Genomic DNA, 14,113 nt, shown 5'->3' on the forward strand with positions numbered 1-14,113 from the left:
AAAGATATGGCAGCTAACAACTTATGTCAAGGCGGAAAATAGAATGGTTACATCAAGAATGCAGATAACATCATAGTATTGGAGGAAGGGCGCATTGCCGAACAAAGTAAGCATCAGGAACTACTCGATAACAAGGGGCTATACGCCAAGCTATGGAATATACAGGAAAAGACATTGGGGTGGAAGTTGTAAATCTAAAATAACGAACGGCACATATCCCTCAGTCACCCTACAGGATATATGCCGTTCTCATCTAAAAACCGGTCTTAATTTTATTGAGTTTTTATCAAGAGTTCGTTATTCTTCTCTCCGTTATACCAATCTGTTTTATCCTGACCGCCACTCATCGCCCAAGCTGCAAAGTCTTTGTAAGCATCGAGGAAATTACCCTTTTCAACGACATGGGCTATCGGAGCCGGAACACTCAAGCCCCAAATCAAGCCTTTTTTGTCATAATAATAATCCTTTCCCAAACCTGAATTATCACTGGGATATGTATCGTATACCGGATTGTATCCTCCCAGATGGATTTCAGTACCCTGATTGGCTTTTGCCAGATAAAAGTCGAAACTTTCAAAGTCAGCTGAATTTACATCTACCTCGTTATTCATGTATATATTGATATTCAAATGCGGAAGTTCCGTAACAAGATATTCTTTTTCTGTATTAAAGAAGGTACTACCGGAAGGCTTTGAAACTACCGTAACCAATTTACGGAAGTCCATAATTACTTCGCCACTAGGACCGGCGAACCAATCTATAGTTGTAATGGATGTATCAAAACCCTGATATACTTCAATTTCGCCAATATCTTTTGCTTTAATATTCTTCAATCTTACGCACGGAGCATAAGGATAAGAGCCTCCCATAGCCCTCAACTCAATACCAAACTGTATGGCATCAATCGCACTCTCAACTTCTTCACCGTGATAGAATGGAATTTGTACCTTATAGCCAAGGACAAAATCATTAAAATCGTAATCCCCTAAACTCGGAAACATATCTTCGAACATGACAGTACCCCATCCATCATTAGGATACCAGATTTGACCTTCTCCTCCATTTCTGTTTCCCGCCCTTGTCTCAGGACTCGGTTTACTGTCCTTGGGGAGCGTGAAATGAACGATATTGTCCTTGTCGGCAGTAGCTGCCAGAACTGTTTTCTTACCATTTACCGTTTCGTATTGCAGGTAAGCTTCTTTAGAATTGGCAGGCAGGCTCAGAGGAATTGTTAAGATTCCGTCGTTTGTCTGTAGAGTTGCCAGCATTGCATTTTCGGTGCATTCGCGGTCGGAGTATACTAAAACATCCGATACACTTTGAGCCGTGATTTTGCATTGTGCATTTTTAGTCATTTTCCAGTCAAACCCGTTCGGGACGACCAGGTCGGCTACTGTTTTTTCTTTTTGCGGTTGTTTGTCTGCATCATACGCACTTTTTTCGCATGATGTGAAGATTGACGTGCTTAGCAATAAGAACAAGGTGAAAATCGATTTTCTTTTCATGTTGCGTTCTTTCTTTAATAATGTTTTTAATATTTAATTTCGTTTGCCATTATCTTTCCTTTTTAAAGTTGGTTCATATACTTGAATTTATTGAGGCGGATTTATATCCCCTATTTATTACTCTCGGGAAGCACAAAATGCAAACCAGTAGTTTAATCTTTAGCTATAAAATTGAGGTTACTTACCAAGTTACGACGGTAACGACGTACAAAGATGCACTTATTTTCACATACGGGCAAACGAATCTTAAAAAAAGTAGAAATAAAGTCAGTACGATGAAGAAACTCTTTGGATGAGTTTCTTCATCTTGTTGTAATCGGTACGGGTATTGGGGTCAATCATTTGCTCAGGTGCTTTTCCTAAGTTCATATAGTTTCGCAAATAATGCGAATCAGGAGTTGAAACTGATTCATAACGGAGAAGAAAGGAGGAAAAGGAGTAATAAGGCGGTAAGGTGATAAAGTGGTTGCACTATATATCACAGAGCGTTCTCCCGCTATCACTTTATCACCCTACCACCTTATCACATTTTGTTCATATCCGCTCAAGAAGGAGTTAAATTCAACTACTGATTCGCATAAATAATAAAACACCATATCACAGTTGAACATCTTCGAATCACGCCCCAGACTTTCTTTAGCAAAACAATAGTTGCCATACCCACGGCTTCATTTCCGTAATCATCGCCTCAATGTCTCCCGTTAGTTACCTGGCATCCTTATAATATTGGAATATCTCCCGTACATCATTCTTGCCGAAGGAACAAAAGAAACCGAAGGAAAGTTGTTGTAACTAACGGATATAAAAAACTCCGGCATCGCTATCGCTACACCGGAGTTTTTTTTAACACTTATGATAACTGGAATATTTTCAAATCATCCTCCACATCACTGACGGTGCCCAACTGGAAAGTATCAATCAATACCTTCGCCACATTAGGCGACAGGAATGCCGGCAACGTAGGTCCTACATGAATCTTCTTCACGCCCAGGCTCAACAGTGCCAACAGCACAATGACCGCCTTTTGTTCGTACCAGGCAATGTTATATACAATAGGAAGTTCATTAATATCGTTCAGTTCGAACACCTCCTTCAATTTCATTGCGATGACTGCCAAAGAGTAACTGTCGTTACACTGTCCGGCATCCAGCACACGAGGAATGCCATTAATGTCGCCCAAAGGCAATTTATTATAACGATACTTGGCACAACCGGCGGTCAGAATAACCGTATCTTTGGGTAATGCCTTGGCAAACTCCGTATAATAGTCACGGCTCTTCATACGACCGTCACATCCAGCCATCACAACAAACTTACGGATAGCGCCACTCTTCACGGCATCCACCACTTTGTCCGCCAGTTGCAACACCTGATTGTGGGCAAAGCCACCGATAATCTCACCATGTTCTATTTCCGTGGGCGGCTGGCATCGCTTAGCTATTTCGATAATCTCAGAGAAGTCTTTTCTGCCTTCCGCATCTGCCTGAATGTATTTACAACCGGGATAACCGGTGGAATTCGTAGTGAACATACGTTCTTTATATTCAGCATTTGCCAACGGGGGAACAATACAGTTCGTAGTGAACAAGATAGGGCCATTAAAAGTAGTGAACTCTTCACGTTGTTTCCACCAGGCATTTCCATAGTTACCCACAAAGTGAGCGTATTTCTTGAAAGCTGGATAATAGTGGGCAGGAAGCATTTCGCTATGCGTATATACATCTACACCCGTTCCTTCGGTTTGTTTCAACAACTCTTCCATGTCTTTCAGGTCGTGTCCACTTATCAGGATGCCCGGACGCTTCCCTACTCCGATATTTACTTTAGTAATCTCTGGATTACCGTAACGGCTGGTGTTCGCCTTATCCAGCAGAGCCATGGTCTTCACGCCATATTCTCCGGTTTGTAGCACCATCTTCACCCATTCGTCTGCTGAGGGTGACTTTGCAGCGCTGGCTGCCAAAGCATGTTGCATAAAAGTGTGAATAGAGGCATCATCATAACCCAGGCGCATAGCATGTTCCAGATAAGCAGCCATACCTTTTAATCCATAAGTCATCAACTCTTTCAGAGAGCGTAGGTCTACGTCCGGCTCACGCAACACACCAACCATCTCTGCCTTAGAAGCATATTCTTCACGGTCACCCCGCCATTGCAGTTCGTCAATTGACGGTAGGGAAATCCCCTTAGTTCCAGCTTCTTCCATCAACCGATTGCGCAATTCCAACCCTTTATCAACCCTGCGGAGAATACTTTCATCATCGAAGTTCGCATTCGTAATAGTACAGAACAAAGAATCTACAACGAAACTATTCACCTCAGGAGATACAGCATGTCCGGCATTCCTCAGTTCGTCAGCAAGTACCGATACACCACGCACCACAAACATCAGCAAATCCATTGCCTTTGCCGTATGACTTTCTTTTCCACACACACCTTTCAGGATGCAACCAGTTCCTTTCATGGTTTCCTGACATTGGTAACAAAACATTTTAGCTTCCATCATCATATTCTTTTTATTTAGTTATAAAATAATCTCTAAAGAAGATAAGCGGCATCTCAGCATAACTTTTTCATGCAAGCATGAAAGTTCTGCATTCGATTTGCATTATCTTTGTGCAAAGATGGAGCGTTTGCGACAGATAAATTGTCACCTATGTTACATCCAATCACAAAAAACTTAAAAAGAATGGAACCACATGTATTATTGCAGATGCCATTGTTTCAAGGTACAACAGAGGAGACGTTATTACGGTTCGTCCTCTCTCACCAACATATTCTTAAATCTTATAAACCGGGAGATTTCATAGCCTTGCAAGGAGACATATACCGTTCACTCTACATCCTGTGCAACGGAACCGTCCGCACACAGATGGTCAGTGCCGAAGGAAAGCAACTGACCATAGAGACTTTACGGGCTCCCAAGCTCCTTGCCCCTGCATTCATTTTTGCATCCGAAAACCGTTTCCCGGTAAATATCGAAACCCTGGAAACGGCCGAAGTACTTATCCTGAACAAAGACGCATTCCTGGAATTCATGCACCAGCATCCGATAGTCATGCAAAACTTCCTGAAACTGATATCCGACCGCAGCCTCTTCCTCTCCAAGAAGCTGAATGAGTTTGCCTTGCAGAGCCTGAAATCACGCTTACTTAACTACATAAAGATGCACGGTACCCTCACTTCACAACAGGAAGTCGCGCACATACTCGCCGTAGCCCGCCCATCACTGGCACGTGCCTTATCCGAGTTAACCAACGAAGGGTGCATACTGATAGCAGGAAAAGAGATGAGAATTGACGAGGAAAATGCAAAGAAATACCTGTAAGCTCAAAAACTCTTATGTTCATTTCGCATGGCATTCGCATATAATTCTTATATTTGCACAACCAAGCATCTAAATATACATAATGAGAAAAATCACTCTGACCGATGAATATAAAGAGCAATTGTTCCTCATTCCCCTATTCCGGGATTTGCCGCTCAACATCAAGCATTCATTGCTTGACAGATTGGACATCTCAGTATATGAAGTCAACAAGAAAGACATAATAGCTACCCAGGGAACCCTTTGCAAAAAACTATACGTATTGCTGGAAGGAAAACTGCGGGTCGATATCATCGATGGACTAGGCAATGAAGTCATGATTGAGTATATCGTAGCCGCGCGCGCATTTGCCACTCCTCACTTGTTCAGTTCGGACGGGACACTACCGGCTACTTTTACAGCCATAGAAGATGGAATACTACTCACGGCCAGTAAAGAATCTATGTTCAAACTCATCAGTGAAGAACCAAAGATATTACACAATTTTCTATGTATCACCGGTAACTGCAATGTCTGTACGGTAACGCGCCTGAAAACACTTTCACGGAAAACTGTACGGGAACGCTTTGTAGTCTATCTGTTGGAACACAGGAAAAAGAATACTACGACGGTCAACATTATACATAACCAGGCCACACTTGCCGAATATCTGAACGTAACTCGTCCGGCACTGTCGAAGGAAATCAATAAAATGATAAAGGAAGGAATTATAGAAATGGAAGGAAAAACAGTACGGATTCTGGATGAAGCATTATTAGAAAAGTACGTATAAGATACCTCCTATACGTACTTTCTTTCCATATTATCTTACCACTTTACAAACAATACACGGGGATTGATATTTACTGAAACCCACCCCCAGTCTTGCCAGCTTTTGTGATTACCACCTTTCACCACGTCCATAGTCTCTGTTCCGCGCATGATGGAATATCCGGCAGAGAGTTTCACATCTTTCATCACCGACCAGTTGATCTGGTAATCCACTTCCGAACCTAATGCTTTCTTCAAGCCTGATAACTTTGCTGCTGTAGAGAAGTGATGGTAGTTCAGGTCCATATCCACCTTATCGGAAGCACGGAAACGAACGCCCAGACGCTTGTCAAACAAACCGGGAGCATACCCGGATACAAAGTCGGAAGCATAGAAATAATCCATGGCACCATAGAATTTATGGTGCGTACCATACAGGGGATTGAATGCTTTATACTTGTCGCCGCTGCCGTTACTACCGCTCAGATAATCTGCACTTGCCACTACTGTCCAAGTTTTATCAATGGCATAGGCGGCTTGCAAGCTTGCCATGAAAGCGGATACTTTCACTGCTTTCTGGTTTTTCCCTGTCTGATAATAGAAGGCACCGTCTACGTTCCAGTCACTGTTTTTATAAGTAAGGTAAGTTCCCATCGTTTGCAGATAGCGGGTATGGGACGTTTTAGTGGCTGCATCTCCTGTTTCCAAACCCAGATTCATGAACAATAATGAAGCCCCGAAAGGCACCTGATCGGGCGTATAGTGATACCAAAGTGTTTGCATGTTCTTGTAGGGCTGTGCTCCGGCTTGATAGTAGGTGCCGCCTATCTTAGTCTCATCATTCTGGTTGAAAGCAAGGATAAGGTGCAATTGGTTATTTTTGTTGGCATACCCCAGTTTCAATGCATCATGGTAGCGTCCGGCTATGTTCCAGTCCAATCCACCCAAAATACGTTCGTCATCATAAACAAGGCTTTGACGTCCCAATTGGGCAAAGAAACCTTCGCCGAAGTTCAGTTTGGCCCATGCCTCGTTCATAATGAAACGGCCGTTCTTGTCAATCTGAGGGTCTTGTCCCCATACACCGACGTGCTGTGCAGAGATTTTCATCTGCAAGTCGGAACGCTTATACTCCATAGAGAGACGTGCACGATTGTTGATGAAACCCGCAGGCTCCTCCCCTTCATTGCGGGGAACCAAAGCACCGTTACGATACTCCGCGCGGGGTCTGATTTGGATAGACATTGAAAATTCATTCTCTTTTTCTGTAGTTTGCGTATACGCCATGCTTGGTAAAAGCATGAGAAGCATTGCCCAATAAGTAGTTTTCATGATGATTATCAGTTTTAATTATAAGTATGAATACTTGCTCCCTGTGCGGAAGGCAGGTAGTTGATGCCATACCAGCACATTTGCAGTAATACAAATGATATCAGAAGTAGAATTAAAGCCTTGCGATGCAGTAGCGGTTTGCCAAGACGGAAATGTACATATATAAGGTAAGAGAACCAGGTAGCAGCCGCCCAGGTTTCTTTCGGATCCCACGACCAGTAATGTCCCCAAGCCTCCTTAGCCCACACAGCCCCCGAAAGCATGCCCAATGTCATAAATGCCAGACCTACGTAAGTCAGGTTATCGCACAAGTCCATTTCCCGGCTCTCAATCGGTTTCTTCTTGAACCATAGCAGATAGATGGCCATCACCGCGGCCGCTCCCAACATGGCATAAGCAAACATATACACAATGACATGCGGCGTAAACCACGGACTTTGCAAAGCAGGCATCAGGGTTTTGTTGTGTATCTCCGGTTTGAAGATATTGATGCAGATAAATACCAGCGACAGGATGAAGCTGAAACTAAGTATCCACTTATACCTCCAGCGAGTGTACGTGATAAGTCCGGCCAGCGGGAGGAAGAAAGAATACCACAGGCGGGTCTCCCCCATCGTCCGCATAGGTGGGCGTTCCAGTGAAATCCACATACCCACAATGAAGCAGAAGAAGATGGCAAGTCCTATCAGAGTAAGCCCGCCTACTATCGCCGGTTTCCTCCCCCGCCAGGCGGCAAAAGCGCCGAAGCCCCAGAAGTGCAGGGCAGCAATGGCAAACGGTACAAAATAATCCCACGTCATTCAGTGTCCTCCTCTTTTCTCTTTTGTGCGTTAATAAACAGACAGACAGCGCCAAGCATCATCATAACGATACCTGTGTAAACAGCCGGCAACCACGGGTCGCGAACCAACTCAAATACACTGATGTCACTCCAACGTCCCTTCGTGTCATCATAACTCAATTGGTAGATATTCCATCCCGCCACATTCAGGGGGTGGTTCACTGCAATCGTATCTTCCACTTGCTTGCCGTCTTCCGTATAGACTTTCACTGTCGATGCAAAGCGTTGCGGCTCACGCTCCGGCATGATAAGGCTTGTCAGTGAGTCGAGACGCAATGCTTTATAAGGGAAAATGAAACTGCCGCAACTCACCCAACCTTCTTTCGCAGCTTTCGTCTTCTTGTTCAGAGCTTGCAGGTAAACGGCATACGTGGCACCTACGGAATGGAATTCGGTAAATTTCAATGTATCTTCCGTAGCAACGGAGGCCGCCCACGGGATAGTCTGTCGGATGGATATCAACCAGTCAGCTAACTGCCCGTCCGTCACACCTTCTTCGAGCAACAAATGTTCAGGTGTTTTTTCGGGTAATGTGCGTCCTGTTTCGTTGTCAATCAACATCAGTTTCGGAGGATATTCGTCAATTGTGAAGTCTTTCAACTCGATGGCAAGCGGAAGTTCGATTAGCTTGCCGTGTTCGTCGATTGCCCGCCACTCGGCATTGTCTATACGGGTAGTCATCCGCAACCTGTGCATATCGGCGTTGCCTAACGTGGCCGTAACCAAAGCGATGAACAGCCCAGCATGATTCAGCAGAAAAGAAAGCTTCTTCCACCTGAAAGGAAATCCTGCACGGAGCGTAGTCAGTCCCAACACCGTCACCAACCATATATAGAGCAATACAAAAGGCCATGCCGAAAGCATCCGCGAGAAACCTAACACATCCGCCGGATGACCGGAAGGTGCTTGGCGAATGAGTCCCATCACCACCGTAATGCCTGCCACCCACAGGAGGGAAGACACTGCCGCCGTATAATGACTCATCCATCCAAAGAAATAAACACGCTTGCGCAGGCAATGCATAGCTACTATCCCGCCCAGATACACCATCAATACAATGATGTTCACCGGGTAAGCGAACAAACTCCAATCTATTTCACCGATTGTAATCTGTAGCAGCCATCCCGTCACCAACAATCCTGCGCCTATCAGGCATCCTTCTTTAAATCCCCACGGTCTGATCCACATATCTCTGTTTTATTTCTGGGCCAGACGACCGTTAGCTTTCGCTTTTTCCAGCCAAGCAGGTACAGTTGTTTTCAGAAATTTCTCTTTAGCAGCTCTTTCCGCATCCATGTCGAGACCAATGTATTGTTGTGCTTTCTCTTTGGTTGAAATGTCCGGCATCGGCACATCATCCGTAAAACCATGCTTAGCCAATACTTTGGATACAGCCAGACGAGCCTGCATAGCCTTGTCCAGTCCGTGCGAAAGGATACGCTGAATCTCTTGCGGAGCATGGAACGAACCGCCATGAGAAGCCACGCCGAAATCCCAACGCCACTGAGCCTGACGGATAAGGGCGAGTACATCCTTCATCTGGTCGTCCGTAGCGCCTTTATCCCATGCAAACTTAGCCTCGATGTGAGCTTTGGCAAGTTCCTGCTCCAAGCGATTACGGATTTCATTAGCCTTACGCTGACGCTCGTACACATTATTACGCAATGTCGCCTCACTCTCACGGTGGCAAGTCTGACAAGTGCGGTCAATCATCGCCAACGGGCTTTGTATGTGATGGTCGCTGAACTTCACGCCACCCTCACTTTTATAGGGCATGTGGCAATCGGCACAAGAAACGCCTCTCTGCCCATGAATACCCATCTGGGCAATTTCATAATCGGGATGCTGTGCTTTCAGTATCGGTGCGCGGCTCAGTTTATGAATATAATCGTAGAAGCCTTCATTATCATAATAAGCCTCCATATCTTCCACCGTAAAGCCCTTATCCCAAGGGAAAGTCAGATACTTGCCATCCCCCTTGAAATAATATTCCACATGGCACTGCGCACATACCAGTGAGCGCATCTCCTGCGGAGTAGCTTTCGTGATGTCCCTTCCCTGGCGTGCGAAAGCCTCGATCAAAGCCGGACGGCTGATATGCAGATTCATATTCTCCGGTTCGTGGCAATCGGCACATCCGATAGGATTCACTATTTCAGAACCCATAGCGCCCCACTTATTATTATAGAAAGCATCCACACCAACGGCTTCCATCATGCGGGGAACATCCGGACTCTTGCACGTCCAACAAGTAGAAGGTTGCGGACCGTCTTCCGCCGTGGCAGGCGCACCCGTACGGAGGCTTGCCGTGATGTCTTCAATCGCATGCATGTGTCCGCGGGGAGTGGAATAATCTTTAGAGAAAGCATATCCCGCCCACAAAACCACCATTTCGGGACGTTGCTCCAACACATCAACGGCGATGTTTCCGTTGAACTCGCTTTGGAAATCAGTCTTTGCCGTCTCCGTCCAGGTCTGATATTCACGAGGGAAATCATCCTTAAAGACTTCATTACGGGCTTCGATGCCTGTAATTACGGTCTTGCGGTTATTGAACACGCTTGCCAGTTCCGCCCGTCGCTCTGTCAGTGCGGAAACACATAATCCTAATACAAACACGACCACCATCGAACCGCCGAACAGCAGCCAGCCTTGCCATGATTTCAATTTCTTTTCCATACGTATATTGATTTTATTTCATTTTCATTATTTCTTCAGCATCTTTTGCAGCCACTCCGGCACGGGCGACTCAGGATAGGGAACCAACGCATTAGGCGTAGCCGACAATGAGTTCTTTCCACCATGCGGCACGTCACGGTGGCAGTCCCAGCAAGCCTTGCCCTCTCCCACCTGAGACATCATATAATCTATTTTCCCGGTCTTCACGAACTCCGTGTTCAGCTCCGTATGGCAGCGGATGCAGTTGTTCATGATTACCTCCGAACTGGCCGCATGAGCCTTGATAACCTGCGGCTCACTCTTGGTGAGAAAAGCCGCCACGTGCTTCATACCGTCCATCCCCTTGAACGTCCATTTCTTGACGGCATTCTCATGGGGAACGTGACAGTCATTACAAGTGGCATCACGACTATGCGAGCTGTGAAACCAAGTGGCATAATAAGGTGCCATGATGTGGCAGTTCACGCATGCCGACGGATCATCCCCCAGATAGGTATGCGCCCGCAGCAGATACATGAACAAGCCTCCCCCGCCCACAACAATGCCACAGATGACAATCGCAGCCACTTTCCATTTGTACGAAGGTAAAAACCTGTTTATAAATGACAATTTCTTCATAGGAAAAAGTATTTTTCACAAAAGTAGCGGCTTTATTTTATAAAAAGTGTAATAAAGATTACTATTTTATTAGTGTCTTGCGCTATCTTTACATAGTTCCATTGAGTAAAAGTTAAGTCTCATCCGTATATCTTCAATAAACACTTAATGTAATTATAGAATATGAGAGTAGTAAGTTTATTGATATGCCTTTTCATTTCAGGAATATTGCAGGCGCAGAAAGGCCATATCACCTTTCAACAACAGTTACCGGACAGCCACCCGCGCTATCTGACGGATGCCAAAGGCAAAAGCGAAACCCTCCATCTGATAAAGACGGAAGCCTGGGCAAAAGATGTATTTGAAAAGTTGAAAAGACGAACGGACATCTACGCCAACCTGACAGACGCCCAACCGGACTGGTTGCTCTCCCGCCTTGCCATGTACTGGCAATCGCATGCCACGGACGTATATATAAAAGGTGAAACCTTCGACCATGCCGGAGGGGAAAAAGCCCCGGCACCCACCGTAAGATATACAGGTACGCGCGGCACCTTCGCCACCCACGGACGCCCGCGACTGGAAGACGTCGTACCCTACGATGACACCGACGGCAACGTCACCTTCTGCAACAACGCCTTGCCCGGACGTCCGATGGAAAGCGTACACCCCTCCAAGACCGGACGGAACATAGAGAATCTGAACCGCGAAATCATGGGTATCGCCCGTGACGCCGCCTTCCTCTATTGGCTGACCGGAGAAGAAAGATATGCAAAACTCGCCGCCGGAGTATTCGATACCTATATGACCGGCATCTATTACCGGAATGTTCCCATCGACCTCAACCACGGCCACCAGCAGACGCTGGTAGGAATGAGTTCTTTCGAGGTTATTCACGAAGATATTCTTTATGATATCGTTCCCCTTTACGATTTCCTGTATGACTACCTGAATGCCCGGCATACTGACAAAATGGATATATACGCAGAAGCTTTCAAGAAATGGGCGGACAATATCATCGCAAACGGTGTTCCTCACAACAACTGGAACCTGATGCAGGCACGCTACATCATGAATATCGGCATGATATTGGAAGATAACAAACAATATCCCGACGGAAAAGGGCGTGAATATTACATCGACTACGTACTCAACCGTTCCAGCATCCGCCAGTGGAGCCTGGCACGGTTGGCCGATTATGGTTTCGACCCGCAGACCGGCATCTGGGCGGAATGTCCCGGATACTGCAACGTCGTTCTGAACGATTATACCAGCTTCGCCACCCTCTTCGACCGCAATCTGAACTTTGATTTAGTAAAGGCATTGCCCGTCATTTCCAAAGCCGTGTCCGCCACCCCGCAGTATCTCTTCCCCAACCGGATGTTATGTGGCTTCGGTGACACCCACCCGGGTTATTTGAACACCGCCCCCATCTCCCGCCTGATACAGAATGCGCAACATAATGGTAAGAAGGAGCAGGAAGACTACTTCACCGCCATGCTGAAATGCTTCAACCCCAATGCCGGACAGGAGACAGGGATGAAAAAGGATGTACGCGTCTCCGTCAACTCCTTCTTTGACGACAAACCGCTGGAGCTGAACCCCGCCATAGAAGCCGGAAAGATAGAAGATTACGTTTCTCCCCTCTTCTATGCCCCCAACGTCTCCTGGCTGGTGCAGCGCAACGGCATGAATCCCCGCTACAGCCTGATGATTTCTCTGAATGCAAGCGAAGGTAACCACATGCACGCCAACGGCATATCTATGGAACTGTACGGAAAAGGCTATGTCCTCGGCCCCGATGCAGGCATCGGCCTCTATCTTTATAGTGGACTGGATTATCTGGAATATTATTCCCAGTTCCCCAGCCACAACACCGTATGCGTGGACGGAATTTCCAGTTATCCGGTCATGAAGAGCAATCACTCTTTCGACCTGAAATCCAGCTTCCCCGCCCCCGCCAAACCGGGCAGCGCATTCACACCCATCACTTACAGTGATGTCTACTTCCGCGAACCCGAAAGCCGCGCCGACCAGACCCGCCTGATGGGTATCGTCACCACCGGCCCCGAAACCGGATATTACGTAGACATCTTCCGCAGCCGTAAAGAGCAAGGCGGTGACAAGATGCACGATTACTTCTACCATAACCTGGGACAGACATTAACCCTGACCGCCGCCGACGGCTCGGACCTGAACCTGCAACCCACGGAAGAGTTAGCCTTTGCCGGTGCCCACCTGTATGCCTATTCTTATATATATGATAAGAAATCGGCCGCCACCGATAAAGACATCAAAGCCACATTCACCATCGACATGCCCGACAACGATGACATCTCCATGAATCTCTGGATGAAGGGAGAGGCCGAACGGGAAGTCTTCACCGCCCTGTCGCCCATGACGGAAGGCTTGAGCCGCACTCCGGGTATGCCTTATAACATCAGAGAGCAACCCACACTGACCTTCGTAGCCCGACAGAAAGGAGAAGCCTGGAACCGTCCGTTCGTAGCCGTCTACGAGCCCTCGTCACAGAAAGAACCCGGCTGCATTTCCGAAGTCAGCTTCCCCGAAGTAAACAGCAAAAATAAGAATAGTGCCGTCAGCGTATGCGTCAGACAAAAAGACGGACGTACCGACTATATCCTTTCTTCTGACCGCCCGGAAGAAACATGCAGCAGCGGAAACATGAGCGCACAAGCCACTTATGCGTTATGGGGCAACAAACAAGGAAATGACTGCACGCTGTTCTTGGGCAACGGTACCTTGTTGAGTACTCCTAACATAATCATCAAGTCGGCAACTCCCGCCAATGTACTACTGGAATATAAAAACGGAACCTGGCACTATACAGCATCTGCCGACTGCACCGTCAGCCTAAACAAGAAAACATATAGGCTGAAAGCTGTTTCAGAAGCAACAAAGTTGAAATAGGCAATACATTTTCAGTCGTTTTGTTGAGATAAATTAACGCCACGGGTCATTTTACAACTATCTGATTATCAATAACGTAAAATGACCCATAATAAGGTAACGACTGAATAAGGATGAAGTAACGACTGAATGGGAATGAGGTAACGACTG

General features: G+C 46.3%; 10 protein-coding genes and 1 pseudogene. 3 read left to right on the forward strand and 8 right to left on the reverse strand.

Translation table 11 applies throughout. The annotated features are described in order from the left end of the window. Window positions 1–272: 272 nt before the first annotated feature. The 3 genes and pseudogenes from DW182_RS07580 to hcp all read right to left on the reverse strand — a co-directional run bounded on the left by DW182_RS07580 (window position 273) and on the right by hcp (window position 4,008). Window positions 273–1,505, reverse strand: a complete 1,233-nt coding sequence (locus DW182_RS07580) for an LruC domain-containing protein (RefSeq protein ID WP_118295176.1) — start codon at window positions 1,503–1,505, stop codon at window positions 273–275. Between the two features lie 584 nt (window positions 1,506–2,089). Continuing rightward, window positions 2,090–2,258, reverse strand: a pseudogene (locus DW182_RS22445) (AAA family ATPase); the annotation flags it as partial. 97 nt (window positions 2,259–2,355) lie between these two features. Further along, on the reverse strand, window positions 2,356–4,008 hold the full coding sequence (gene hcp / locus DW182_RS07590) for a hydroxylamine reductase (RefSeq protein ID WP_199678567.1): 1,653 nt from the start codon (window positions 4,006–4,008) through the stop codon (window positions 2,356–2,358). Between the two features lie 186 nt (window positions 4,009–4,194). On the opposite strand from hcp, the gene DW182_RS07595 reads away from it, so the two are divergent. Together DW182_RS07595 and DW182_RS07600 are read left to right on the forward strand one after the other, a co-directional pair. After that, window positions 4,195–4,833: a Crp/Fnr family transcriptional regulator gene (locus DW182_RS07595; RefSeq protein ID WP_118295177.1), complete on the forward strand. Its 639-nt coding sequence runs from the start codon at window positions 4,195–4,197 to the stop codon at window positions 4,831–4,833. Between the two features lie 82 nt (window positions 4,834–4,915). Beyond that, a complete protein-coding gene (locus DW182_RS07600; protein ID WP_118295178.1) occupies window positions 4,916–5,605 on the forward strand; it encodes a Crp/Fnr family transcriptional regulator in 690 nt (229 codons plus the stop codon). Window positions 5,606–5,640: 35 nt separating this feature from the next. Here the strand turns inward: DW182_RS07600 and DW182_RS07605 are convergent, their stop codons facing one another. Genes DW182_RS07605 through nrfH form a run of 5 tightly spaced genes read right to left on the reverse strand, consistent with a single transcriptional unit; the run spans window position 5,641 to window position 11,053 of the window. Continuing rightward, window positions 5,641–6,915 (reverse strand): alginate export family protein, encoded by a 1,275-nt coding sequence (locus DW182_RS07605; RefSeq protein ID WP_118295179.1) that lies wholly within the window; start codon window positions 6,913–6,915, stop codon window positions 5,641–5,643. Between the two features lie 14 nt (window positions 6,916–6,929). Next, a complete protein-coding gene (gene ccsA / locus DW182_RS07610) occupies window positions 6,930–7,715 on the reverse strand; it encodes a cytochrome c biogenesis protein CcsA (protein WP_118295180.1) in 786 nt (261 codons plus the stop codon). Continuing rightward, a complete protein-coding gene (locus DW182_RS07615) occupies window positions 7,712–8,944 on the reverse strand; it encodes a cytochrome c biogenesis protein ResB (RefSeq protein ID WP_118295181.1) in 1,233 nt (410 codons plus the stop codon). The genes ccsA and DW182_RS07615 overlap by 4 nt, the downstream gene beginning before the upstream one ends. A 9-nt stretch (window positions 8,945–8,953) precedes the next feature. Continuing rightward, entirely contained in the window at window positions 8,954–10,435 is a 1,482-nt protein-coding gene (gene nrfA, locus DW182_RS07620) for an ammonia-forming cytochrome c nitrite reductase (RefSeq protein ID WP_118295182.1), read from the reverse strand. A gap of 27 nt (window positions 10,436–10,462) precedes the next feature. Further along, entirely contained in the window at window positions 10,463–11,053 is a 591-nt protein-coding gene (gene nrfH, locus DW182_RS07625) for a cytochrome c nitrite reductase small subunit (protein ID WP_118295183.1), read from the reverse strand. A gap of 162 nt (window positions 11,054–11,215) precedes the next feature. Here nrfH and DW182_RS07630 point away from each other — a divergent pair, with 162 nt between their 5' ends. Then, the gene (locus DW182_RS07630) at window positions 11,216–13,963 is read left to right on the forward strand and encodes a heparinase II/III family protein (RefSeq protein WP_118295184.1); all 2,748 of its coding nucleotides are present in this window, start codon (window positions 11,216–11,218) and stop codon (window positions 13,961–13,963) included. Window positions 13,964–14,113: the final 150 nt, after the last annotated feature.

Source organism: Bacteroides sp. AM16-24, from assembly GCF_003471885.1.
Lineage (GTDB): Bacteria > Bacteroidota > Bacteroidia > Bacteroidales > Bacteroidaceae > Bacteroides.